The following is a 23,659-nucleotide window of genomic DNA, read 5'->3' as shown; positions in this document are numbered from 1 at the left end:
GTGGACATCAGCCCGGAAAGATGTTAAAATATATAGTAATGGAAGTAAAAAAGAAATTAGTGGTGAATTCAATTGAAAATAAGAGATATTTTAACTTTTTATGATAAAGTTTTAATTGTTTTTGTGATTTTGATAAGCCTTATCTTATTGCTAATACCTTTTTATTATTTTGGTGCTCCTGCTGAAGATGAGGAATTAATTTTAAGAGTGCAGCAGGGAAATGAGTTAATCAGAACAGTGGCAGTTGCTGATAGTTATCAGGAGCCAATCATTTTTGAGGTAGAAGGTCCAATTGGAGTTCACGTAATAGAAGTTAATCAGGGGAGAGTTCGAGTTCAGGAGGCTCCGGCTGATGATCCACTAAAAATTTGCGAAAAAACCGGCTGGATTGATCGAGAAGGACCAATTATTGTCTGTGTGCCAAATTCATTAAGCCTCTGGCTGGAAAGTACAAATTCAGACATAGATGGGATGAGCTGGTAAGATGAAAAAAACTAAAAAAATTGTAATGATTTCATTATTAATTTCTCTGGGGCTTGTTTTACACCTTGTAGAAAGTTTTTTTCCACTCTCAGCAGTAGTTCCCGGGGCAAAACTTGGTCTGGCAAATATTGTTTCTTTAATCGCAATTGCTTTATTTGGATTTCCAGCTGCTTTTCAGGTAGTAATATTTAGAGTTATTTTGGGCTCATTATTAGCGGGAACTTTTATGACTATAAATTTTTATTTAAGTTTTAGCGGTGGAATTTTAAGTTTTATACTGATGTATTTAGCCTATTGTTTTTTCAAAGACTATTTATCTTTAATTGGAATCAGTATTATTGGTGCAGTTGCTCATAACACTGCTCAAATTACAGCCGCTTACTTTATTATAGCTAATATTGGTATATTTTATTATCTTCCTTTTTTAATCTTACTAGCTCTGCCAACAGGATTTGGAGTTGGTCTGGTTAGTTACTTTACACTTAAGCATTTGCCATATTCACTTATCGGAGGTAATTTTAATGATAAAAAAAGCAAATAATGTAAAAAGTGATTTAAAATTAGTATTAGCTTCTGCTTCTCCCCGGAGAGAGGAAATTTTAGCACAGCTAAATTTAAAATTTACTATTGTGCCTTCTAAAGTTAACGAAGATGATTTTACCAGTAGTGATCCAGTCGAGCTGGTTAAAATTCTTGCAGAGGAAAAAGCAAAATCAGTCTCTAATCTTGTAGAAGATGCAATTATTATTGCTGCAGATACAGTAGTAGTTCATAATGATCAGATTCTTGGTAAACCGGCTGGTAAATTGGAAGCTAAAAAAATACTTAAAAAATTAAGTTCTGATCAGCATCAGGTAATTACCGGGATTGCAGTTTTAAATTCAAGTTCAGGCGAGAGTTATGTTGATTATAATATTACTGAAGTTAAAATGACTGCTCTTAGTCAAGAGGAGATAAATAATTATGTTGACACTGGTGAACCTTTAGATAAAGCTGGTTCTTATGCAATTCAGGGTTTTGGTGGCCTTTTTATAGAAGAAATTAAAGGCTCTTATTATTCTGTGATGGGACTACCCATCCACCAGCTTGCTAAATTATTGCATAAATTTAATTATGGAATCTTATAAGAGGAAGGAGCTAATTTTTGATGGAGGGTCTGCAGACCAATTTTACCATCAAAGAACTACCAGCAGAGGAAAGACCGAGGGAAAAATTATTAAGCAAAGGAAGCAAATATTTATCGACAGCTGAACTGCTGGCTTTAATTATCAGGACTGGAAATATGGAGAGGACTGCTGTTGAACTGGCTCAGGATGTACTAAGTTTTCATGGAGGTCTGTCAGGACTGCAGGATCTCAGCTGTGAGGAACTGCAAAAAATTAATGGGATTGGAACTGCTAAGGCAGCTCAGATTAAGGCGGTTACCGAATTAAGCCGCAGGATTTCTGCTCTTAAAAACAAAAAAAGAGATCTGGTAAGCAATCCTATTCAGGCAGCAGAGCTTTTAGCCGGAGAAATGAGATTTTTAAAACAGGAAGTTTTGCGTATCATCTTACTTGATGTGAAAAATAAGGTGATTGCTGTTCCCGAGATTTCGCGCGGAGGCTTATCAAGTTCAATTGTACACCCGAGAGAAGTTTTTAAGGAAGCAATCAGGCGCAGCAGTGCAGCAATGATTTTAGTCCATAATCACCCCAGTGGTGATCCGACTCCCAGTACTGACGATTTAAGTATTACCAAAAAGCTTGTTAAAACTGGCAAAATAATTGGTATAGAAGTAATGGATCATATTATTATTGCCGGTGATAAATATTTAAGTTTTAAAGAAAAAGATTTGTTTTAAATTTTTATAAAAGTTTTATCTAACTTGAAAGGGGTTTTAAGTAAATGGTTTTTAAATTTTTAAGTGCGCCATTCTCAAGGGATATGGGTGTTGACCTTGGGACAGCAAATACATTAGTTTATATTAAAGGTAAGGGCATTCTGATTAGAGAACCTTCAGTTGTTGCCTTAAAAAAAGATAAGCAGGAAGTTCTTGCTGTCGGAGATGAAGCAAAGAGGATGATTGGTAGAACACCAGGCAACATTATTGCGGTAAGGCCCATGAAAGACGGGGTGATTGCTGACTTTGATGTTACAGAATCTATGCTTCGTTATTTTATAACTAAAGCTCATAAAAGAAGTAGGATGGTTAGACCAAGAATAATTATCTGTGTTCCTTCGGGAGTAACAGAAGTTGAAAAAAGAGCTGTTATTGATGCAGCAGTTCATGCAGGTGCCAGAGAGGCTTATTTAATTGAAGAGCCGATGGCAGCAGCAATTGGTGCCGGTCTGCCTGTACATGAACCGACTGGAAATATGATAGTTGATATTGGTGGAGGTACCACTGAAGTAGCAGTCATCTCACTTGGAGGTATTGTAACCAGTCGCTCAATTAGAATTGGTGGTGATGATATGGATGCCGCCATTGTTCAGTATGTCAAAAGAAAGTATAATTTGATGATTGGAGAAAGAACTGCTGAAGAAATTAAAATAGATATCGGTGCTGCTTTTAGTGATGATCCAGACGGTATTAAAGAAATTAGAGGACGTGATTTAGTTAGTGGACTTCCTAAAACTATAGAAATCAATGGAGCAGAAATTCAAAAAGCTTTAGAAGAGCCTGTGGTTAATATTATTGATGCCGTCAAGATGACCCTGGAGAAAACACCACCCGAATTAGCCTCAGATGTAATGGATAGAGGAATAATTTTAACAGGTGGAGGAGCTTTACTACAGGGACTTGATAAATTACTGATTGACGAGACCCAGATGCCGGTTCATATTGCCGATGAACCACTAGATTGTGTTGCTAAAGGTACCGGTATTGCTCTAGAAGAAATTGACTCCTTAAAAAAGATCTTAATTACACCCAAAAAACTATCATAGGGGGTGTACCTGTTGTTTGAATTTAACAGGAATACACTAATCGCAGCAGCCATAGTTCTCTTATTAGTCCTGATTATTGGTTTTATTTATTTTATTGATATTAATATACCTTTTGTCAATTGGTTGAGTGATCTTATTTATAATACTATTACGCCAATTTTAAATATTATCCAGCATCTGGTTGAAAATATCAAGAATTTCTTTACTACACTTTTTTCGATTGACGACATTAATCAGGAAATTGAAGATTTGCGTCAGGAAAATAGTGTTCTGGAAAGACAGATACTTTTTTTAGAAAATATTAACCGGGAAAATAAGCGGCTGAGAGAACTGCTTAATTTCAAAGAAAAGGTTGATTATCAGATGCTTGGGGCTGAAGTAATTGCCAATTCTCCTTCCATCTGGGAAAAAGTAATTACAATTAATCGCGGCAGCCAGAATGGATTAGCAGAACGAATGCCTGTGATTACTTACCAGGGATATTTAGTTGGTAGAATTGAGAGTCTAGGTCGGAATTCAGCTCAGGTAAGATTAATTATCGACCAGGATTTTGTAGTTGGTGGAATTATTGCCAGAACAGAGTCCAGAGAAATTGGTCTGGTTCGAGGTAGTGGTAGAGATGATCAGGCTAATATAATGGATAATATTGCCTGGGATGCTGATATTAAGACTGGTGATGTTGTTTTAACATCTGGTTTATCAAATAATTTCCCCGCTGGTTTAAAAATTGGAGAAGTGGTAGAAGTTGAAACTGATAATTATGGGCTTTCTCAAAAAGCAGCAGTTAACTTATTTATAAATAATATTACTCTAGAAGAAGTTATGGTTATTAAAAATTTCGAGCCTGAAGTTGATGAGGAATTGAATGAAGAAAATATGACTGAAATTAATACAAATGAGGAAAGTGAAGAGGATGATAGTAATCCAGAAAGTGAAGATAATTAAGAGTATAATATTAATAACGGAGAGTTTAAATTGAAAAAACATCTATTAAATATCTCAATATTAATCTTACTTTTAATCTGTCAGCTCTCAATAGCAATTGTTTTTCCATCTCTAAAATTAATTCCTGATTTTATCCTGATTTATATAGTTATCAGAGCTATAATTTTTGGTGCTAAAGATGCGATGATTTATGGAGCTATTGGTGGTCTGCTTCAGGATGTTTTTTTAGCTCCTTTTATCGGACTTTTTACCCCTGTCAAAACAGCAGTTGCTTTTTTAGCAGCTTTATTATCAGGGCGTTTTTTTCCGGAAAATTTATTAATCCCGCCTCTCGGTGTTTTTATGGCAACAGTGGTTCATGAATTATTATATTTATTGTTAAAAGAAAATTATCTTTTTACAGCAAACTATTTTGTTTTGATCAAGGAAATAATTCTTCCACTGGCAGCACTTAATGCTCTCATCACCTTTTTTGTTTATTTAGTTTATTTTCTCTGGGGAAGGTGGGATCTAAGTGGACAGACATAAAATCTTGAGAATAGTTATTCTTTTAATCTTCATTATTTTACTGTCTAGAGCCGCTTATTTACAGGTTATTGAGGGAGATTATTATTATGAACTTTCAGAAGGAAATAGGATTTCTGTAAGACCAATTAATGCTCCCAGAGGTAGAATTTATGATAGACGGGGAGAAATTATTGTCTCAAATCGACTTACTTATAATTTATATTTGATGCAGAATGAGATTCCACCTGAGACCACAACTGAAGAAATTTTAACTGAACTTTCAAATTTAAGTAATTTATCAGAATCTAGACTCCTTTCTAATTATCATACTGCAGAAGTTGATACTGCTGTAGATCCAATTCTTTTAGCCAGACATTTGAGTAAAGAAGATATGGTTATAATTGCTGAAAACAGAGATCTCCTACCGGGTCTGGTGGTTAAAGAATCTTCTTTGAGAGACTATATTTATCCAGATCAACTGGTTCATACTACCGGTTATATTGGTGAAATTAATGAAGAAGAATTAATTTCTTTTAATGAAGAGGGTTATAATTATCGCGGTGGTGATTTTGTTGGTAAAAGTGGACTGGAAAAAGAATATGAGTTTTATTTAAATGGAAAACGGGGAGCTGAACAGGTTGAAGTAAATAGCAGAGGAGAAAAAATCAAAACAATTGGGATTAAAAATCCTGAAGCTGGTAATGATTTGATCTTAAATATTGACTTCTCAATGCAGTCAGCTGTAGAAAAGTTACTGCAAGAAAATTATCAAGAGCTGCGAAATCTGGCAGCTGAAGATGAAGATAGATCAGTGCCCACAGGCATTTCTGCTGTAGTTATGGATATAGATAGTGGAGCTATTATCAGCAGTACTAGCCTGCCTGATTATAATTTAAATCTATTTGCCAGAGGTATCAGCAATAGTGATTATCAGGAATTAATCAATGATCCCTTAAGACCGATGATTGATCGCAATACTATGACTGCTGTACCACCTGGTTCAATTTTTAAGCTGGTTACCGGTGCTGCGGCTATGGAAGAACTTGGAGTAAGAGCAAATACCAGTTTTTATGACTCAAATGGTACCTTCTATATACCTAACTGGTCAAGACCTTTTCGCAACTGGAATCCAGTTGGAGAAGGAGAACTTGATTTTGTTAAGGCAATTGCGAGATCTAATAATATTGTTTTTTATGAACTTGGTTATGAATTATACAAAGATTATAATGGTGAAAAGTTGGCAGGATATGCCCGTAAATTTGGCTTAGGAAGCAGAACAGGTATTGATTTACCATCAGAAAAAGAAGGGCTGGTTCCTGATGATAGTTGGAAAAGAAGTCAATTAAATCAGGGCTGGTATCCCGGTGATTCAGTCAATCTATCAATAGGACAGGGAAGTTTATTGACTACGCCAGTTCAGATTGTATCCTTAATTTCTGCTGTAGCTGCTGAAGGTGTAGCCTATAAACCTCAGATTGTAAAAGAAATAAAAAATTCTGAGGGAGAAATTGTTAAAAGTTTTGAACCTGAGATTAATATTGATCTCCGGGATGAGATTGGGGCTAGAGTTTTTGAAGCGTTAAAACAGGGGATGTATGATGTTGTAAATAAAAGTTATGGTACTGCTTCCAGACACTTTAATGATTTTCCTCTGGCAGCAGCCGGTAAAACTGGGACTGCCCAGACTGGAGGTGCCAACCATGCCTGGTTTGGAGGTTTTGCTCCTTATGACAATCCCCAAATTGCGGTGGTAGTTTTTATAGAAAATGGAGGCTCCAGCGCTTATTCAGTACCAATAGCAAGAGAAATTATGGAATATTATTTTGGCTTTAAAAATCGAAAAAATTATCATGATAAAGTATATTATTATAATAGAGAAAGTTATCAAGAAAATAATTAAATTATTTCAGCACTAGAGACTTAAATTTTAATGATAACTCTAGTGTTTTAATGAAGATAAGCAGGATTTTCAATTTTATTAAAGAATATATTAAAAAGTGTAGTAAATGAGGAGAGATCTTATGGCTTCTGTATTTTCATTCCAGGCAGTTTCAGATGGGATAGTAATGAATTTCCGTGATGGCAGCACTTTTGGCAGTATTAAAAAAGCTGTCAGTCTCCATGCTGCTGAAGCTTCTGATTTTTTTACAGGTGTTAATCTGTATTTAAATTTAAGTGGGCTGGAACTGGCCTACGAACAGCTGGAAGAATTGATGGAGATAGTAAAAAATTATAATCAGGTAAATAAAGTATATTTTACAGCCCGGAAAATAAAAAAAGAAGAAAAAAGCGAAGAAACTTACTCAGATGCAGTGATTATCAATAGAACTTTGAGATCAGGTCAGAGGGTTAAACATCAGGCCAATATTGTAATTGTTGGAGATGTAAATCCAGGGGCTGAAGTTATAGCTGGTGGAGATATTATTGTTTTTGGTAGATTAAGAGGTGTTGTCCATGCAGGTGCAGGTGGGAGTAAAGATTCTCAGGTGGCAGCTTTAAAGTTAGATCCGACTCAGCTGCGAATCGCATCTTTAATTGCGAGATCACCTGATGACAGTGATAGTTCGAAATTACAGGCAGAAAGAGCATATATAGAAGATGATCAGATTGTGGTAGAGAAAATTTAGTATAAATCCAGGGGGGATGAAATTTGGCAGGCAAAACGATTGTTATTACTTCAGGTAAAGGTGGAGTGGGTAAAACTACTTCTTCAGCAAATATTGGTACTGCACTGGCAATGCAGGGTAATAAAGTATGTTTAATTGATGCTGATATAGGCCTGAGAAATTTGGATGTTGTGATGGGATTAGAAAATAGAATAGTTTATGATATTGTTGATGTTGTAGAGAATAATTGTCGCTTAGAGCAGGCAATGATTAGAGATAAGCGTTATGATGGCTTATATCTCTTACCAGCAGCTCAAACTCGAGATAAAACTTCTGTCACTCCTTTTCAGATGAAAGAGCTGATTGAGAAGTTAAAAGAAGATATGGATTATATTGTTGTTGATTCACCAGCTGGAATTGAGCAGGGTTTTAAAAATGCAATTGCTGGAGCAGATAGAGCGATCATTGTTACTACTCCAGAAATATCCGCTGTTCGAGATGCCGATAGAATTATTGGTTTATTAGAAGCGGAAGGACTGCGTGATCCAGAGGTAATTATTAACAGGATTAGAGCAGATATGGTTGAACGTGGAGATATGATGGGTATTGAAGATATGATAGAAATTCTTGCCATTGATCTAATTGGTATTGTACCAGAAGATGAGGGTATTGTAGTTTCTACTAACAGAGGTGAACCTATTGCCTTAAACGATAATGCTAAGGCAGGACAGGCATATCGTAATATTGCCCGCAGAATTATGGGTGAAGACCTTCCAATGATGAAATTGGAAAAAGATAGTTTTATAAGCAGATTCAAAAAATTAGTTGGTTTATCTTAATATAAAGGGGGGAGTAAAATCGATATATTAAAATGGCTCGGTTTGAAAAGTGATGATAAAAAAAGTAAGAGTGTGGCAAAAGAAAGATTGCAATTTGTACTTGTTCAGGATAGAGTAAAATTAACTCCGGATGAGATGGATGCCATGAGGGATGAATTAATAGAGGTATTAAGTAAATATATAGATGTCGATTCTCAAAAAATTGAAATGGACGTCAGGCGAGAAGATGATATGACGGCCTTAGTTGCAAATTTTCCCCTCAAGGGTTCAAAATAGAGGGGTTGCATCATTATGAACTGGAATAAAAAATTCCTGCGTTATTTAAATTTTAATGTACCACTTGCTGTAATACTGCTAATCATTATTGGTTTTATCAGCATTAGTTCTGCTGTAGAAATTAATCAGGTTGACAGTGGTGCTTTGCGATTCCTACAAAAACAGGCAGTCTCGGTTGTGCTGGGACTGCTAGTAGTTTTTATTCTGCAGGCTTTTGATTACAAAATTTTTAAAGAATATGCAGCTGTCATTTATGCTGTAATGCTGATTATGTTAACTGCAACAATATTTTTTGGTCGAGGTGTTTCCGGAGGAGCTCACTGGATTAGTATTGGTGCTTTTAATCTTCAGACTTCAGAATTATCAAAAATTATGTTGATTTTAGTCTTAGCAGCGGTGATTGATAATAACTCTGATGATATGGGTTATTTGAAGGGAATGTTTCTACCTTCGATTATAGCCTTTATTCCTTTTGTTCTGGTAATTTTACAGAATGATTTAGGAACCGCTCTGGTTTTATTCTTTATCTATCTGGTAATGCTTTTTGCAGGTGGTGGAAATTTCAAATATATGGCAGCAGTGTTTGGAGGCGGGTTTTTATTAATTGTTTCAGTTATAACCGCCCATGTTACCCTGGAGACCCCACTTCCTTTTTTAAAGGAATATCAGCTAAATAGATTAATTGTATTTATTAATCCAAATATTGATCCTCACGGCAGTGGTTATAACATTATTCAATCAATAATTGCACTTGGTTCAGGTAGAACATTTGGTAAAGGTCTTTTTGCCGGCACTCAAAATCAGCTCAACTTTTTACCGGAAAAACATACTGATTTTATATTTTCGGTAATTGGAGAAGAATTTGGCTTTGTTGGTTCGGCGTTAGTAATTTTGTTATTTTTATATTTGCTCTGGCAGTTTTTAAATATTGCAGAAAATGCCAGAGACCGTTATGGTTATCTAATTGTGATAGGTGTAATGGCGATGTTTTTGTTTCATGTCCTGGAAAATATCGGGATGACAATGGGAATTATGCCGATTACCGGTATTCCACTTCCCTTTATCAGTTATGGAGGTACATTTATGCTGACCTCACTGACTGCAGTTGCAATAGTAATTAATGTAAACTTACGGAAAAATAAATTGATGTTTTAAACTTTGAGGTGGTTTTTTGCAATTTAAGAAAAAAATTATAGAAAATTTATATAAAATATCCAGTCCAGAAAGATATACTGGCAATGAATGGAATTCTATTGATAAAGAATGGAATCCAGAAAGGTTGAAAGTAGCCCTGGCTTTTCCAGATGTTTATGAGATTGGAATGTCTCATCTGGGTCTTAAAATTTTATATCATTTAATTAACAGAGAAGAAAACATGCTGGCAGAAAGAGTTTATGCTCCCTGGCAGGATATGGAAGATTTAATGAAAGAAGAAGAGATTCCTCTATATACACTGGAATCTTACCATGAAATTAAAGATTTTGATATTTTAGGTTTTACCTTACAGTACGAAATGAGTTATACTAATATTTTAAATATGCTTGATTTAAGCGGTCTTGCCCTTTATGCTTCCGAAAGAAAGGAAGAGGATCCGCTGATTATTGCCGGGGGATCAACAGTGTTTAATTCTGAGCCAATTGCAGATTTTATTGATTTATTTTTTGTTGGAGAAGCAGAATCTTTAATTATAGAGCTCTTAAATAAATATAAAAGCTTAAAAGCTCAAGCTTTGACTAAAAGTGAGATTTTAAAGAAATTAAATAAAATGCCTGGAATTTATGTTCCTTCATTATACAGCGAGGAGTATGGAGATAATGGTGAGATTTTAGCATTAAATTCGGCTGAGGGAGAAAAAGAAAAAGTAAAAAAACAGGTTGTTAAAAATTTAGATCTGGCTTTTTATCCAACTGATTTTATTGTTCCCTACCGGGATACAGTTCACGAGCGAGTTGTCTTAGAGATTTCTCGAGGCTGTACCAGAAGCTGTAGATTTTGTGCAGCTGGAATGGCCTATCGACCCGTTAGAGAAAGAAGTGTTGAGCGCCTGCTGGACCTGGCTGAAAAAGCATTGAAGTCAACAGGTTATGATGAGATTTCTCTGACTTCTCTGAGCACAGTCGATTATACTGATTCCAAAAATCTTGTTCAGAAGATGACTGAGAGATTCAGTGATCGGATGATTAGTATTTCTTTATCTTCACTGCGGGTTGATAAATTTTCGGTAGAACTGGCAGAAGAAGTTAACAAAGTTCGAAAAACCGGTTTAACTTTTGCTCCAGAAGCAGGAACACAGAGGTTAAGAGATGTAATTAATAAAAATATCACAGAAGAAGATATTTACAGTGCCGCTCGTTCTGCCTTTGAAAACGGCTGGTCTAAAATTAAACTATATTTTATGATTGGACTGCCAACTGAGACAATGGAGGATGTTAGAGGAATTGCAGAACTGGCTCAAAAAATCAGAGATCTTGGTCAGGAAGTTCGCCGGAACACCAAGCAGAGGATGCGCCGAATTGAAGTTTCGGTCAGTGTGTCAACCTTTGTTCCCAAAGTTTTTACCCCATTTCAGTGGCATCAGATGGATGATATTGAGACAATAATTAAAAAACATGATTATTTAAGAGATAATATTAAAGGGAGAAGCTTTTCTTTTAGCTGGAATGATCCAGAACTTTCTCGATTGGAAGGTGTGCTTGCCAGAGGAGACAGGCGTTTAGCAGATGTTATTGTATCTGCCTGGGAAAAGGGCAGCCGCTTTGAAGGCTGGCATGAATGTTTTGAGCCCAGGATCTGGGGAGAAGCTTTTAGAGAAAATAATATTCAACCGGAAGAATATTTAAGAGAAAGAGCAGCAGAAGAAATATTCTCCTGGGAAAAGCTTGATATTGGTATTCCTAAATCGTTTTTATTGAAGGAATATAAAAATGCACAGCAGGAAGTCTTAATTGATGACTGCAGAACTGCTGACTGTCATGGTTGTGCAGTTTGTGGTAATTTTGAAGTTGATTTAGAGTTAGTAGGTGGTAGAACAGATGAATTATAGAATTAAGTTTGCCAAATTAGAAGATTTGATGTATATTTCACATCTGGAAGTTATTAAAACTTTAAGGAGAATAATCAGAAGGGCAGAGCTGCCGGCGGCTTTTTCTCAGGGATATAATCCGAGAATCAATCTTGCGATTGGACCACCACTTGCTGTTGGTTTAATCAGTCAGGGGGAGTATTTCGATCTGGAATTAGAGGTTGATCTGGAGCCAGAACAACTGCTCTCCGACTTAAATTCTGCCTCACCTGAAGACTTAAAATTTTTAAAGGCAGTAAGAATTCCAGCTGATGTTAGATCACTTTCATCTTTAGTTGATACTGCTATTTATACTATTAATTTTGATTATACAGAACCTAAAACACTAGAAGAGGAAAAACAAATGTTAGAGGAATTTATGAATCAGGAAGAAATTATGATTATTAGACACCGCAGGAAGAAATCAGATCGTAAAATAGATTTAAAAGAAAGAATATTTTCTGCAAATATTAAAGCAGAAAATAAATGGGAGTTTGCAGTTGTTACCGGTAGTAGAGGAAATGTAAGACCGGAGGAGCTCAACAGAGCTCTAAGAGAAAAACATCCAGAAATAAAAGAGTTTTCACCTCTACAGGTTGTAAGAGAGGGAGTTTTTGTTAAAGATGAAGAAAATTTTAAGCCTCCCTATACAGAAAAATTCATCGGGAGTTGAGATAGATGAGCAGACAAATAATTATTAATTCGGAATATAGAGAAAGAAGAGCAGCATTATTAAATAATAATTCTCTGGAAGACTTGTTTTTTGAAAGAGATACCTATCATAAGATTGCAGGTAATGTTTATCGAGGAAGAGTGCAGGATGTACTGCCTGGAATGCAGGCAGCTTTTGTTGATATTGGAATTGCCCGCAATGCTTTTATTCACTTAAATGATTTATATCCAATTTTAAGTAATGAGCAGAAAAAGAAGTTAAGCAAAAAAGAATTGAATGTTAAACATGTATTACAGCCGGGACAGTGGTTGATGGTTCAGGTTGTTAAAGAACCAATGGGGACTAAAGGAGCTAAGGTTACCTGTAAAATTTCGATTCCAGGTAGATTTTTTGTGTATATCCCTTCTGATAATAAAATTGGGATTTCACGCAGAATCAATGATGATGGAGAGCGAGGACGCTTAAAGTCAATAGCACAGGATTTAAAGGATGGCAAAGAAGGTCTAATTATTAGAACTAATGCCCGTGATGAAAGCTATACCAAGCTGCAGAATGATTACAATTTTTTATCAGGAACCTGGAAAAGAATCAGGAATGACTTTTTTCAAAAAAATGATATAGATATTTTGTATCAGGAAGAAGATTTACTCAAAAATTTAATTAGAGATTATTTAGATGAAAATATTGATCGAGTAGTTGTAGATGATAAAAAAGATTATCAGCGTTTAATTGATTTGACCTCAGTTTTTGCACCGGATCTAAAGAATAGAATTGCACTTTATCAGCGCAATATTCCTATTCTTGCTGCATATAATATAGAAAAAGAGATAGAAAGTTTGCTGCAGCGTAAAGTCTGGCTTAAATCAGGAGGATATCTGGTCATTGATCAGACAGAAGCTCTGGTATCTATTGATGTCAACACAGGTAAATTTACGGGTAAAAAGAACCTGCAGGATACCATTGTTAAAACCAATAAGGAGGCTGTGGCTGAGATTGCCCGCCAGATTAAATTAAGAGATATTGGTGGGATTATTATAATTGACTTTATTGATATGAACAATCATTCTGATCAGCAGTCAGTGACTGATCTGCTGGCAAATGAACTCGATAAAGACAGAACTAAGACTTCTATTTTAGGTTTTACTCAGCTGGGACTGCTGGAGATGACCCGTAAAAAAGTAAGAGAGGGTTTTGGTTCTCTAATGCAGAAAGATTGTCCGGTTTGTGGAGGAACCGGCAAGGTTTTATCAGAGTCTACAGTAGCCATGAAGGTAATTCGAAAAATTGATGAGATTACCAGCAGAAAGAAATATCCTGCTGTTTCTTTAGAACTACATCCAGAAGTAGCAGCAGTTTTAATTGGAGCTGGTGGCGAAAAACTGCAGGAACTGGAAGATAAATTCGAGATTGATATTTTTATCAGCGGTAATGCAGAACTGAAGTATGAGGATATGATTATCGAAAAAGGGAGTAAAGAAGATCTGCAGCCAGAGGTTCTAGATTTAGATGCAGGTGATCGAATTACTGTTAAAATTGAAGATCAGCATGCCAGCAATCAAAATGCGGGTATAGCCCGGATAGATGGCTATATAATTATAGTTAACGGTGCCGGGAATATGGTTGATAATGAAGTCGAGATTATAATTGATGATATGCACCGAACTTACGCTAGAGCTCATCTGGCATAATGATCATAAAAATTTAAAATCTTTTTTAAATTAGTGAAAATACAATTTACGGATAAATGCTTTGATTAATTACTGATTCATTTTGTTCATTCCCTTGACTATAGGGCTCATTTATGCTAGAATTTATATCTGGAGTTATTTATCCAGCCTTCATTTTGAAGGTGCCAAAACCGCACGGTACAGGCTGACAAATCTCTTGCAATAAAGGGTGCCTTATCCGGCGAGCCTGAGGTAAGGGGGGTGTAACATATAATGTACGCTATTATTAAAACTGGCGGTAAACAATACCGCGTTGAAGAAGGTCAAATAATAAAAATTGAAAAGCTTTCTGCTGAGGAAGGCGAAAATGTAGAATTTGATCAGGTTCTAGCTTTTTCTGATGACAATGGTTTAAAAGCAGGTTCTCCAATGATTGAGGGAGCTTCTGTAAAGGGAAAGGTAATCGATCAAGGTAAGAATAAAAAGATTGTCGTTTTCAAATATAAGCCAAAGATCAGATATCGCAAGAAAACCGGTCATAGACAGCCTTACACTAGAGTTTTAATCGAAGACATTAATGCTTAATTTTATAAATTATAGAAATTAGCAGGATATTAGTTGATTAAGGCTAATATTTAACTTATAAATATTTAAAAATTTATTTTCTAAGGGGGTGGAGTTAAATGTCCCAGAAGAAGGGTGTTGGTAGTTCCCGGAATGGTCGTGATAGTGAATCGAAACGACTTGGTGTTAAGGAATTTGACGGCGAATTTGTATCAGCTGGTAGTATTTTAGTGCGTCAGAGAGGTACTAAATTTAAGCCAGGTTTAAATGTCGGCCGTGGTAGTGATGATACTTTATTCTCCAAGGTTGACGGTTTTGTTAAATTTGAAAGAAAAGGTAAAAAGAATCGTCAAATCAGTGTGTATACAGAAGATCAGGTAGCAGCTATTGCTAACTAATATTATTGTATAATATCCCTCAGTGCTTTAGGTGCTGAGGGTTTTTTAATATCAGAAATTATTTTATAATATTTTTCTTTAATTAAGAATATATATCATTATTTAAATTGAATTTGTAATGAAAAATTTTGAAGCGGGGGTGAAAAATATGTTTATAGATGAAGTCGAATTTAAAGTTAAAGCCGGAGATGGTGGTAATGGAGTTGTCAGCTTCCGCCGCGAAAAATATATTGATCAGGGAGGACCTGATGGTGGAGATGGTGGAGATGGTGGCAGCATTATCCTCAGGGTAGATGAAGGAATGAATACTCTGGCTGATTACCGCTATAACAATATATATAAAGCTGAGCGGGGAGAGAACGGCCAGGGAAAAAAGATGCATGGTAAAAATGGTGAAGATCTTTATCTTGAGGTTCCACCGGGAACAATGGTTTATGATTCAGATACAGATCAGTTTCTTGCCGATTTAAAAGAGGCAGGAGATGAGTATGTAATTGCCGAAGGTGGTAAAGGTGGGAAAGGAAATGCTAGATTTAAAAAATCAACTCGTAAGGCTCCACGTTTTTCGGAAAATGGAGCTAAAGGTGAGCTGAGAAAAGTTAGACTGGAATTAAAAGTTCTGGCAGATGTCGGCCTGGTTGGTTATCCAAATGTAGGGAAATCAACCCTGATTTCTCAGGTTTCACATGCCAAACCTAAAATTGATTCTTATCATTTTACGACTTTGCATCCTAATTTAGGTGTAGTACAATTTGGAGAATATCAATCCTTTGTTATGGCTGATATTCCTGGTATAATAGAAGGGGCACACCAGGGTACAGGCCTGGGTGATGAATTTTTAAAACATCTGGAGCGAACAAGACTGTTAGTTCATGTAATTGATGTTTCGGGAATTGAGGGTAGAGACCCGCTAGAAGATTTCGAAACTATCAATAATGAATTAAATAAATATAATGATTATCTGGCTTCTTTAGAACAGGTTGTTGCTTTAAATAAAATTGATCTGGAAGAAGGAAGACAGAATATAGAAACAGTGAAGTCTGAATTAAATGATCGAGGTTACAGTGTGTTTCCGATTTCAGCAGTAACTGGTGAGGGCTGTAAGCCATTGATTTATCATCTAGGAGAACGGCTGGAAGAACTGCCGGATAGAGAAATAGAAAAAGAAGAAGAGGTAGTAATCACACCTGATTTTGTAGATGAATTATATATCGATAAGCTGAATAAAAACAAATACGAAATAAAGGGTACTCTGCTGGATTCTTATCTGGAGAAAACTGACTTTAATAATGATGCAGCTGTCCAGAGATTGATGCGGGTTTTAAAACACTACGGCTTAAATAAAATGATGGAAAAAGAAGGAGTTAAAGAAGGTGACACGGTAGTTATTGGTCCTTTAGAATTTGATTATGTTGAATAAATTATAATTTAGAGAGAATAATATATTGAAATTTATAATAAATTATTTTTTTGAGGAAAGAAGGTGATATAATGTTAACAGGAAAAAATAGAAGCTATCTCAGAGGAGAAGCAAATTCTCTGAATCCGGTTGTTCACGTTGGAAAAGATGGAATCACTGAATCTGTAATTGAGCAGTTAGATGCAGCTCTGGAAGATCACGAGCTTTTAAAAGTGAGAATTTTAGAAAGTACAGGTAGAGAAACTCGTTCAGCAGCTGAGGAACTTGCTACAGCAACTGGTGCAGATGTTGTCCAGGTTATCGGTGGAATTGCAGTTTTGTTTCGTCAGCGGGATGAGGATTCAGATTTTAAACTTTAAATAACAATTAAACCCGGGGGAGAGTTTCACAGGGAGGAATTTTTATGTCAAAAGTAAAAATAATAACAGATAGCTGTTCTGATTTACCGGCCGAGATTGTGGACAATTATGATATTGAATTTTTAAATATTGAAGTAAATATCAATGGTAGAGTTTATTATGATCGAGCTGATCTGCAGCCTGCAGACTTTTATCATCTAATTAGTCAGGAGCAGGAAGTTCCGAGAACATCAAGAATTACTCCATCGAAATTTAAAGAAGTATATCAAAAATCTCTGGCAGAATATGATCAGATTCTGGTAATTGCCTTTTCTTCAAAATTGAGCGGAATCCTGGATTCAGCAGTAATTGCAAAAAGAGAACTGGATAGTGATCAAATAAAAATAATTGATTCCAAAGCTGCATCTGTTGGTCAGGGATTATTGGTCTATCAGGCGGCAAAGATGCTGCAGGCTGGAAATCCAATTGAGGATGTTGTGGTAAAGGTGATGGAGGATGCTTCCAGACTGGAACATATTTTTGCAGTTGGTGATCTAGAGATGCTAAAACGTGGAGGCCGTATTTCTAAAACTAAAGCAGTGATGGCTAATGTCTTAAACATCAAACCTATTCTTCATATTCAGGATGGAGAAATTCTGCCCCATGATAGAGTAAGGGGTAAAAAAAGAATGATTTCCTATCTCTTAAATGAGATAGAAAAAAAGGCAGATCAGCCAAAAAAACAGATAATAGCTCTAACTCATTCTCAGAACGAAAAATTCGCCCTGAAATTGAAAGCTGAAATTGAATCGAAGTTTAGGCCTCAGGAAGTTTTTATCAGTGAAATTGGAGCTGCAGTTGGTTCTCATGCAGGGCCAGGAACTCTGGCTGTAGTTTTTAAAAATAGCAAAAAAATTGCTAAACCGGAATTATATTAATCTAATTCTTTAGTTTAATCAGATTAGCTTAAATTATTAAATTATAAAGATAAAGAAATGTGTGATTTAAAAATGGCTATTTTAAATATTAATAATCTCAAAAAAGAATATGGAATTGAGACCATTCTCAAAGATTTTTCTTTAAATGTAAATCAGGGAGAAGCAGTTGCTTTAATCGGACCGAATGGCTCAGGTAAAACAACAATCTTCAGGATTATCACCGGTCAGGAACATTTCTCTGAAGGTACAGTTTCAGTTAGAAACGATATTGAGGTAGGGTATTTAGATCAGTTACCTGATTTCAAATCTGAGCTAACAATCTACCAGGAATTAGAAAAAGTATTTGAAAATGTTAAAAAGCAGATTAAAGAGATGCAGCGTCTGGAACAAAAAATTGCCCATCATGGAGAACGAGCTGAGGATTCTAAAGCTCATTCGGATGATCTGCAGAAGACTATGCGCGAATATAGTGCTCTCCAGCAAAAATTTGAAAAAGGGGTAGGTTATGAATATCAGAGTAAGATTCGCCAGGTAGCTGCCGGCATGGGTTTTGACGAGACAGAAATAAACGAAAAAACTTTAGACCAGTTAAGTGGTGGCGAAAAAACAAGAGTTGGTCTTTCTAAACTGCTTTTAATGGAGCCGGATTTACTTCTTTTAGATGAACCTACAAATCATCTTGATTTAAAATCTGTAGAATGGTTGGAAAATTATCTTAATTCATATCAGGGAAGTCTTTTAATTATCTCCCATGATAGATATTTTCTGGATAATACAATTGAAAGAATTGTAGAAATCAAAAATGGAAAAAATGAAGATTACAGCGGTAATTACAACTACTATCAGAAGGAACGTAAAAGGCGTTACCAGCAGCGGCTGCGTGAATATAAAAATCAACAGAAAAAAATTAAAGAACTGGAAGATGCAATAGAACAGCTGTATATCTGGGGCCGTTCCCGGGATAGTGAAAAAATGTTTAAAAGAGCAAAAGCAATGGAGAAAAGATTAGAAAGAATTGACCGCATTGAAAAACCTCAGCTTAAAGGCAGAAAGATGAAGTTAGAACTTGATACTGATATCAGGGGTGGAAATGATGTTCTGTTTGTAGAGAGCTTAAGTAAAAGTTTTGAAGACTTAAAGCTTTTTGAAGATGTTAATTTTGAACTGCACCGGAGCGACAAAGCGGCCATTATTGGTGATAACGGGACTGGTAAATCTACAATTTTAAGAATTATTATGGGGGAAATAAGTTCTGATCAGGGTAGAGTTAAAATTGGCACTAATATTTATCCTGCATATTACCGTCAGGAATTTGAAGGTTTTAATCCCGGAGATGATCTGATAACTGCTCTCCAGCGAGAAACTGCTGTTACTAATTCGAAGGCAAGAGATATGCTGGCCTCATTTTTATTTACCGGAGAAGATGTATTTAAAAAAGTAAAACAGTTAAGTGGGGGAGAAAAAAGCAGGTTAAGGCTGCTGCAGCTGATGAGTGGTAATTATAATCTTTTAATTCTTGATGAACCCACAAACCATCTGGATCTGCCATCACGTGAGGTTCTGGAGGAAGCACTGCAGGAATATCAGGGCACAGTCTTAATTGTATCTCATGATCGTTATTTTCTGGATAAAGTTGTGGACATTATCTATGAATTAGAAGATCAAAAACTGCAGAAATATTATGGTGATTACAGTTATTATAAGGAAAAAAAGAAAAAAGAAATCTCAGCTCAGTTAGAAAAAGAAAAGCAGGAAGAAAAAAGTGAAGGTAAACTCGATTATGAGGCTCAAAAAGAGGCCCGGAGTCGGGAAATGAGAAGACAGAAAAGGCTGGAAGAAATTGAGGCTGAAATAGAAAAATTAGAAAGTGAATTATCAGATTTAGAAGCAGCAATGACTTCCGAAAAGAATATAGATAAGTTTGAACTTCTACAGGAATTAAAGGCTGAATATGAATCTAAAAATAATAGATTGGAAGATTTATATCAGGAATGGGAAGAAATAGTTTAAGAGTATTGTGTAGGAATTGGCCCGGACTTTAAATATGTGAGGTAAAAACCATGGATGATATTATTGAAAGATTAGAAATGAAGTCAAAAGAGATTAAAATTCCTGAAAAAACTACTAAACAGTGGCAGAAACTTCTGGAACTGTTGGTAGAAAAAGCGGGCGCCAAAGATGCCCTGGTGACAGAATATGATAAGCCTTTTTTGAAAATAATTAAAGTTAGTGAAAATGGAAAAAAGACTTTTTCTGAGTGTGATAAGCTAATATTATCAGGTCACTACTGTCAGGCTGTTGTTGAAGATCAAAAAAAATTAGAAATAAATAATGCTGCTGAAAATCAAATATGGAAAGATGCTGCAGAACTAAAATTGGGACTTAAGTCATATTTGGGTTATCCAGTTTTCTGGCCTACTGGCGAAATTTTCGGGTCAATCTGTATTCACGATAATCAAAAGCGAGAATTTGGATCAGCGGTAAAAAAACAGATGCAGTTTACTAAAGATATTATAGAAGATAATCTTGAAATTTTTTATCAGAATCATTTAAATAATAATTTAAGAAAGTATTATTCGAAATTAATTGATATTTTACCTGTAGGAGTAATGATAGAAGACAGGCAGGGAAAGATTTTAAAAGTCAATAAAGCTATGGAAGAAATCACAGGTTATTCCAGAGAAAAACTTTTAAAAAATACAGTCTTTGAGACAGTAGTTCCCGAAGATTATCAGGAAACTGCAAGGGAGAATATTAAAAGAATTTTAAATGGTGAAGTGATGATTCATGAGCTGCCATCTTCAAACAGCAGTGGCGAGGAAAGATTTATCCGGCTTCAGGAAAGAAAAATAACTCTTCCCAATAATGAAGCCGGAATTGTTTCAATTCAGAGTGATGTAACTGATAAAATTAAAAGTGAAGAGAAAATTAAGTATGCCAGTTATCATGATAGTTTAACTGATCTTTATAATCGCTCTTATTTAGAAAAGAAAATTCAAAACTTAAATCAGGAACTTAAACGCCCGGTTGCATTGATCATGGCAGATCTAAATGGACTCAAACTGGTAAATGATACCTATGGCCATAATGAAGGAGATAAGCTTTTACAGAAAATGGCCGGAATTTTAAAAGAGAGCTGTCGGGATAATGATTTGATTGCACGCTGGGGTGGTGATGAGTTTGTTATTTTATTGCCGGAAACAGATAGTGGAGCTGTAAAAAAGGTAGTTAAAAGAATTAATAAAAAGATTTCCAATACATTTTTAGAATTTGAAGATGGTGGTAAATTGCCGCTCTCTGCAGCCCTGGGATATGGGGTCAAAAACCACTATTTTGAAGATTTTTTTGATATCCTGGATGAAGCAGAATCTCAGATGTATAAAAATAAGCTAACTGAAAGTAGAAGTATTAAAAGTAATATCTTAAACACACTTTTGAAAACTCTCAGTGAAAAAAGTCAGGAAACTTCAAGTCATTCAAATCGAATGGCAGATCTGGCCGTGAAGCTGGCAGAGAAGATTGGGCTAAGTCAGAATGAAATTAATCAATTAACATTGATTGCCAAGCTGCATGATATTGGTAAAACTGTAATTCCCGAAAAGGTCTTAAATAAAAAAGGAAGCTTAACAGAGACAGAATGGAAAGAAATTAAGACTCATCCGGCGGTTGGTCACAGAATTTTAAATGCTACCGAGGAGTTTTCTCATATTTCTGAAGACGTTTTATCCCATCATGAAAGATGGGATGGCGGTGGTTATCCGAGAGGATTAAAAGAAGAGGAGATACCTCTGCTCTCAAGAATAATTGCAATAGTTGACGCCTATGATGTAATGACAACAGATCAAATATACAAGGAAGCAATATCCAGCAAAGAAGCCTTAAAAGAAATTAAAAAAAATGCAGGAAGTCAGTTTGATCCAGAACTGGCAGATATATTTGTAGATTTAATGTCAGATTAATTATCTAGCTGAATATTTAGCAGGTACTAACTTTAAAAAATTAATTTAATTTTAGATCATATCAATTAATCAAACTAAATAAAGAACTGAGAATAAATTAGAAAAAGAAAAAACCCTGCCGAGAGAAGGAAAATCAACCAGGCAGGGTTTTCTTATATTATAATATTATTATGTGATAGTTTAATAATATTATCAGATTTAATTAAAGAGCTGCAGTTCCTTCTTCACCGGTTCTAATTCTAACTGCATTTTCTACATCAGAAATAAATATTTTTCCATCTCCGACCTCACCAGTTTGAACTGCTTCTTTAATTGCTTCAACAATCTTATCAACCTCAGTATATTCGACAATTATTTCTACCTTGATTTTTTTGCGAAGTCTAATTCTATAAGTTACACCTCTATAGGTTTCGGAATGACCTTTTTGAGAACCATAACCTTTAATTTCGGTAATATTTAAACCACTAATTCCAATTGATTCGAGTTTATCTATTAAATTATCAGCTTTATTCGGTCTGATAATAGCTTCTATTTTTTTCATTTTATCTCAACACCTCTGTTTTGGATTTTGGAATTAAATTTACTTTTCAGCCTTCACATTTATCATGAAATCTGGATAGGAATCAGCACCATGTTCTGAGTAATCAAGACCTTCAATCTCATCTTCTTCGGAGACTCTGAGGCCGATAACTGCATCGATTACCTTAAACAGGGCAAATCCAAGTCCAAAGGCCCAGATGAAAACAGTTACTACACCAATAATCTGAGTAATTAATAAACTAACTCCGCCTCCAAAAAGAAGGCCGCCTTCTGTTGCAAAAAATCCAACTGCAATGGTACCAAAGGCTCCACAAACACCGTGCACAGAAACAGCACCCACAGGATCGTCAATCTGCAGTTTATCAAAAAATTCAACCGCATAGATAACTATAATCCCTGCAATACCTCCAATTATAACAGCTGATAAGTTTCCAACTGCTGCTGTACCAGCAGTAATACCTACCAGACCGGCTAAAGCACCGTTTAAAGTCATACTTACATCTGCCTTACCATATTTAATCCAGCTGACTATCATAGCCATTACTGCACCTGCAGCTGCCGCCAGGTTGGTTGTTACAGCAATTGAAGCTATGGATAAATCAGTACCAGCTACTGTAGAACCGGGGTTAAATCCAAACCAGCCAAACCAGAGAATAAAAACACCAAGTGCTGCCATTAAAAGGTTGTGTCCGGGCAGTGCATTGGCACTTCCATCTTCATTATATTTACCAATTCGGGGTCCTAAAACAATGGCACCGGCTAGAGCAGCCCAGCCGCCAACAGAGTGAACAACAGTAGAACCGGCGAAATCGACAATACCCATTTCGGCTAACCAGCCACCACCCCAGATCCAGTGTCCAACAACAGGATATATAAATGCAGTAATTACGACACTGTAGGCTAAGTAACCGGAAAAATTAGTTCTTTCGGCCATGGCTCCAGAAACAATTGTTGCTGCTGTTGCTGCAAAAACTGTCTGGAAGATAAAAAAGGCTGCTATCGGAATATCAAGTCCTAAATTGGCAAATGAATCCTGCAGAAAATAACCGGTTGAACCAATAAAGCTGTTGCCACTGCCAAACATAAAGGCAAATCCAACAGCCCAGAAGACTAAAGAACCGGAGGCAAAATCCATCATGTTTTTCATGATGATATTACCCGCATTTTTGGCTCTGGTAAAACCGGCCTCAACCATAGCAAAACCAGCCTGCATAAAAAAGACCAGAAAAGCTGCAATTAAAGTCCAGATGGTGTCAATAGCGACTGCATTGGCTGCTGCCTGTCCATCCTGGGCCAGAGCCAGACCGCTAAATAACCCCACCAGCGTTAATGTCATTAAAATTGTTTGCATAAACTTGCTTCTCGTTACTCTACTACTCATAATAATTTCCTCCTTGTGTTAGGTAAGTGTTAACTATGAGTAAATTATATATAGAGCTTACATAAAAAGCAAGGCTTTAACAGTTTATATAACCGTATACAGTAATTCAATAGGAAGTAAAAAGTATATTAAAAGC

At 35.8% G+C, this 23,659-nt stretch carries 24 protein-coding genes; 22 read left to right on the top strand and 2 right to left on the bottom strand.

The annotated features are described in order from the left end of the window. Positions 1 to 72: 72 nt before the first annotated feature. The 22 genes from C7958_RS06600 to C7958_RS06495 all read left to right on the top strand — a co-directional run bounded on the left by C7958_RS06600 (position 73) and on the right by C7958_RS06495 (position 21,602). A complete protein-coding gene (locus C7958_RS06600) occupies positions 73 to 483 on the top strand; it encodes a NusG domain II-containing protein (protein ID WP_111571884.1) in 411 nt (136 codons plus the stop codon). Between the two features lies 1 nt (position 484). Beyond that, complete coding sequence (locus C7958_RS06595; protein WP_111571883.1) at positions 485 to 1,024, top strand: Gx transporter family protein; 540 nt, start codon at positions 485 to 487, stop codon at positions 1,022 to 1,024. Beyond that, complete coding sequence (locus C7958_RS06590) at positions 1,005 to 1,610, top strand: Maf family protein (RefSeq protein ID WP_111571882.1); 606 nt, start codon at positions 1,005 to 1,007, stop codon at positions 1,608 to 1,610. Before C7958_RS06595 ends, C7958_RS06590 begins: the two co-directional genes overlap by 20 nt. 20 nt (positions 1,611 to 1,630) lie before the next feature. Next, positions 1,631 to 2,326: a RadC family protein gene (gene radC / locus C7958_RS06585; protein ID WP_111571881.1), complete on the top strand. Its 696-nt coding sequence runs from the start codon at positions 1,631 to 1,633 to the stop codon at positions 2,324 to 2,326. 44 nt (positions 2,327 to 2,370) lie between these two features. Next, positions 2,371 to 3,411, top strand: a complete 1,041-nt coding sequence (locus C7958_RS06580) for a rod shape-determining protein (RefSeq protein ID WP_111571880.1) — start codon at positions 2,371 to 2,373, stop codon at positions 3,409 to 3,411. Between the two features lie 12 nt (positions 3,412 to 3,423). After that, positions 3,424 to 4,356, top strand: a complete 933-nt coding sequence (mreC, locus tag C7958_RS06575) for a rod shape-determining protein MreC (protein ID WP_111571879.1) — start codon at positions 3,424 to 3,426, stop codon at positions 4,354 to 4,356. Between the two features lie 30 nt (positions 4,357 to 4,386). Next, a complete protein-coding gene (mreD, locus tag C7958_RS06570; protein WP_111571878.1) occupies positions 4,387 to 4,884 on the top strand; it encodes a rod shape-determining protein MreD in 498 nt (165 codons plus the stop codon). Further along, the gene (gene mrdA / locus C7958_RS06565; protein WP_111571877.1) at positions 4,871 to 6,763 is read left to right on the top strand and encodes a penicillin-binding protein 2; all 1,893 of its coding nucleotides are present in this window, start codon (positions 4,871 to 4,873) and stop codon (positions 6,761 to 6,763) included. Before mreD ends, mrdA begins: the two co-directional genes overlap by 14 nt. A gap of 121 nt (positions 6,764 to 6,884) precedes the next feature. Continuing rightward, a complete protein-coding gene (minC, locus tag C7958_RS06560) occupies positions 6,885 to 7,490 on the top strand; it encodes a septum site-determining protein MinC (RefSeq protein WP_111571876.1) in 606 nt (201 codons plus the stop codon). A 23-nt stretch (positions 7,491 to 7,513) separates the two neighbouring features. Continuing rightward, on the top strand, positions 7,514 to 8,308 hold the full coding sequence (gene minD, locus C7958_RS06555; RefSeq protein WP_111571875.1) for a septum site-determining protein MinD: 795 nt from the start codon (positions 7,514 to 7,516) through the stop codon (positions 8,306 to 8,308). 42 nt (positions 8,309 to 8,350) lie between these two features. Beyond that, positions 8,351 to 8,584 carry a cell division topological specificity factor MinE gene (gene minE / locus C7958_RS06550; protein WP_243727787.1) on the top strand — a complete coding sequence of 78 codons (234 nt, stop codon included), beginning with the start codon at positions 8,351 to 8,353 and terminating at the stop codon, positions 8,582 to 8,584. A gap of 15 nt (positions 8,585 to 8,599) precedes the next feature. Then, a complete protein-coding gene (rodA, locus tag C7958_RS06545) occupies positions 8,600 to 9,739 on the top strand; it encodes a rod shape-determining protein RodA (protein ID WP_111571873.1) in 1,140 nt (379 codons plus the stop codon). 16 nt (positions 9,740 to 9,755) lie between these two features. After that, positions 9,756 to 11,627, top strand: a complete 1,872-nt coding sequence (locus tag C7958_RS06540) for a TIGR03960 family B12-binding radical SAM protein (protein WP_111571872.1) — start codon at positions 9,756 to 9,758, stop codon at positions 11,625 to 11,627. After that, on the top strand, positions 11,617 to 12,318 hold the full coding sequence (locus C7958_RS06535; RefSeq protein WP_111571871.1) for a TIGR03936 family radical SAM-associated protein: 702 nt from the start codon (positions 11,617 to 11,619) through the stop codon (positions 12,316 to 12,318). Before C7958_RS06540 ends, C7958_RS06535 begins: the two co-directional genes overlap by 11 nt. Before the next feature lie 5 nt (positions 12,319 to 12,323). Next, the gene (locus tag C7958_RS06530) at positions 12,324 to 14,006 is read left to right on the top strand and encodes an Rne/Rng family ribonuclease (protein WP_111571870.1); all 1,683 of its coding nucleotides are present in this window, start codon (positions 12,324 to 12,326) and stop codon (positions 14,004 to 14,006) included. A 252-nt stretch (positions 14,007 to 14,258) separates the two neighbouring features. After that, positions 14,259 to 14,570 carry a 50S ribosomal protein L21 gene (gene rplU, locus C7958_RS06525; RefSeq protein WP_111571869.1) on the top strand — a complete coding sequence of 104 codons (312 nt, stop codon included), beginning with the start codon at positions 14,259 to 14,261 and terminating at the stop codon, positions 14,568 to 14,570. Between the two features lie 98 nt (positions 14,571 to 14,668). Continuing rightward, a complete protein-coding gene (rpmA, locus tag C7958_RS06520) occupies positions 14,669 to 14,947 on the top strand; it encodes a 50S ribosomal protein L27 (RefSeq protein WP_111571868.1) in 279 nt (92 codons plus the stop codon). 148 nt (positions 14,948 to 15,095) lie between these two features. Continuing rightward, the gene (gene obgE, locus C7958_RS06515; RefSeq protein WP_111571867.1) at positions 15,096 to 16,367 is read left to right on the top strand and encodes a GTPase ObgE; all 1,272 of its coding nucleotides are present in this window, start codon (positions 15,096 to 15,098) and stop codon (positions 16,365 to 16,367) included. Between the two features lie 71 nt (positions 16,368 to 16,438). After that, positions 16,439 to 16,726 (top strand): ribosome assembly RNA-binding protein YhbY, encoded by a 288-nt coding sequence (yhbY, locus tag C7958_RS06510; protein WP_111571866.1) that lies wholly within the window; start codon positions 16,439 to 16,441, stop codon positions 16,724 to 16,726. A 44-nt stretch (positions 16,727 to 16,770) separates the two neighbouring features. Continuing rightward, complete coding sequence (locus C7958_RS06505; protein ID WP_111571865.1) at positions 16,771 to 17,643, top strand: DegV family protein; 873 nt, start codon at positions 16,771 to 16,773, stop codon at positions 17,641 to 17,643. 72 nt (positions 17,644 to 17,715) lie between these two features. Further along, a complete protein-coding gene (abc-f, locus tag C7958_RS06500; protein WP_111571935.1) occupies positions 17,716 to 19,653 on the top strand; it encodes a ribosomal protection-like ABC-F family protein in 1,938 nt (645 codons plus the stop codon). Positions 19,654 to 19,703: 50 nt separating this feature from the next. Next, positions 19,704 to 21,602 carry an HD domain-containing phosphohydrolase gene (locus C7958_RS06495; protein ID WP_111571864.1) on the top strand — a complete coding sequence of 633 codons (1,899 nt, stop codon included), beginning with the start codon at positions 19,704 to 19,706 and terminating at the stop codon, positions 21,600 to 21,602. Between the two features lie 202 nt (positions 21,603 to 21,804). Here C7958_RS06495 and C7958_RS06490 read toward each other — a convergent pair whose 3' ends face one another. Both C7958_RS06490 and C7958_RS06485 read right to left on the bottom strand, forming a co-directional pair. Beyond that, positions 21,805 to 22,143: a P-II family nitrogen regulator gene (locus tag C7958_RS06490; RefSeq protein ID WP_111571863.1), complete on the bottom strand. Its 339-nt coding sequence runs from the start codon at positions 22,141 to 22,143 to the stop codon at positions 21,805 to 21,807. Between the two features lie 39 nt (positions 22,144 to 22,182). Continuing rightward, a complete protein-coding gene (locus C7958_RS06485; protein WP_111571862.1) occupies positions 22,183 to 23,523 on the bottom strand; it encodes an ammonium transporter in 1,341 nt (446 codons plus the stop codon). Positions 23,524 to 23,659: the final 136 nt, after the last annotated feature.

The sequence above is a fragment of the Halanaerobium saccharolyticum genome (genome assembly GCF_003259895.1).
Lineage (GTDB): Bacteria > Bacillota > Halanaerobiia > Halanaerobiales > Halanaerobiaceae > Halanaerobium > Halanaerobium saccharolyticum_A.
This window is presented reverse-complemented; position numbering and strand designations above follow the sequence as displayed.

Coding starts and splice junctions, on each gene's coding strand:
- C7958_RS06580 (WP_111571880.1), top strand. CDS start 2,371: ATGGTTTTTAAATTTTTAAGTGCGCCATTCTCAAGGGATATGGGTGTT.
- C7958_RS06490 (WP_111571863.1), bottom strand. CDS start 22,143: ATGAAAAAAATAGAAGCTATTATCAGACCGAATAAAGCTGATAATTTA.
- C7958_RS06590 (WP_111571882.1), top strand. CDS start 1,005: ATGATAAAAAAAGCAAATAATGTAAAAAGTGATTTAAAATTAGTATTA.
- rpmA (WP_111571868.1), top strand. CDS start 14,669: ATGTCCCAGAAGAAGGGTGTTGGTAGTTCCCGGAATGGTCGTGATAGT.
- C7958_RS06530 (WP_111571870.1), top strand. CDS start 12,324: ATGAGCAGACAAATAATTATTAATTCGGAATATAGAGAAAGAAGAGCA.
- rodA (WP_111571873.1), top strand. CDS start 8,600: ATGAACTGGAATAAAAAATTCCTGCGTTATTTAAATTTTAATGTACCA.
- rplU (WP_111571869.1), top strand. CDS start 14,259: ATGTACGCTATTATTAAAACTGGCGGTAAACAATACCGCGTTGAAGAA.
- minC (WP_111571876.1), top strand. CDS start 6,885: ATGGCTTCTGTATTTTCATTCCAGGCAGTTTCAGATGGGATAGTAATG.
- C7958_RS06505 (WP_111571865.1), top strand. CDS start 16,771: ATGTCAAAAGTAAAAATAATAACAGATAGCTGTTCTGATTTACCGGCC.
- yhbY (WP_111571866.1), top strand. CDS start 16,439: ATGTTAACAGGAAAAAATAGAAGCTATCTCAGAGGAGAAGCAAATTCT.
- abc-f (WP_111571935.1), top strand. CDS start 17,716: ATGGCTATTTTAAATATTAATAATCTCAAAAAAGAATATGGAATTGAG.
- obgE (WP_111571867.1), top strand. CDS start 15,096: ATGTTTATAGATGAAGTCGAATTTAAAGTTAAAGCCGGAGATGGTGGT.
- C7958_RS06485 (WP_111571862.1), bottom strand. CDS start 23,523: ATGAGTAGTAGAGTAACGAGAAGCAAGTTTATGCAAACAATTTTAATG.
- C7958_RS06595 (WP_111571883.1), top strand. CDS start 485: ATGAAAAAAACTAAAAAAATTGTAATGATTTCATTATTAATTTCTCTG.
- C7958_RS06535 (WP_111571871.1), top strand. CDS start 11,617: ATGAATTATAGAATTAAGTTTGCCAAATTAGAAGATTTGATGTATATT.
- C7958_RS06495 (WP_111571864.1), top strand. CDS start 19,704: ATGGATGATATTATTGAAAGATTAGAAATGAAGTCAAAAGAGATTAAA.
- radC (WP_111571881.1), top strand. CDS start 1,631: ATGGAGGGTCTGCAGACCAATTTTACCATCAAAGAACTACCAGCAGAG.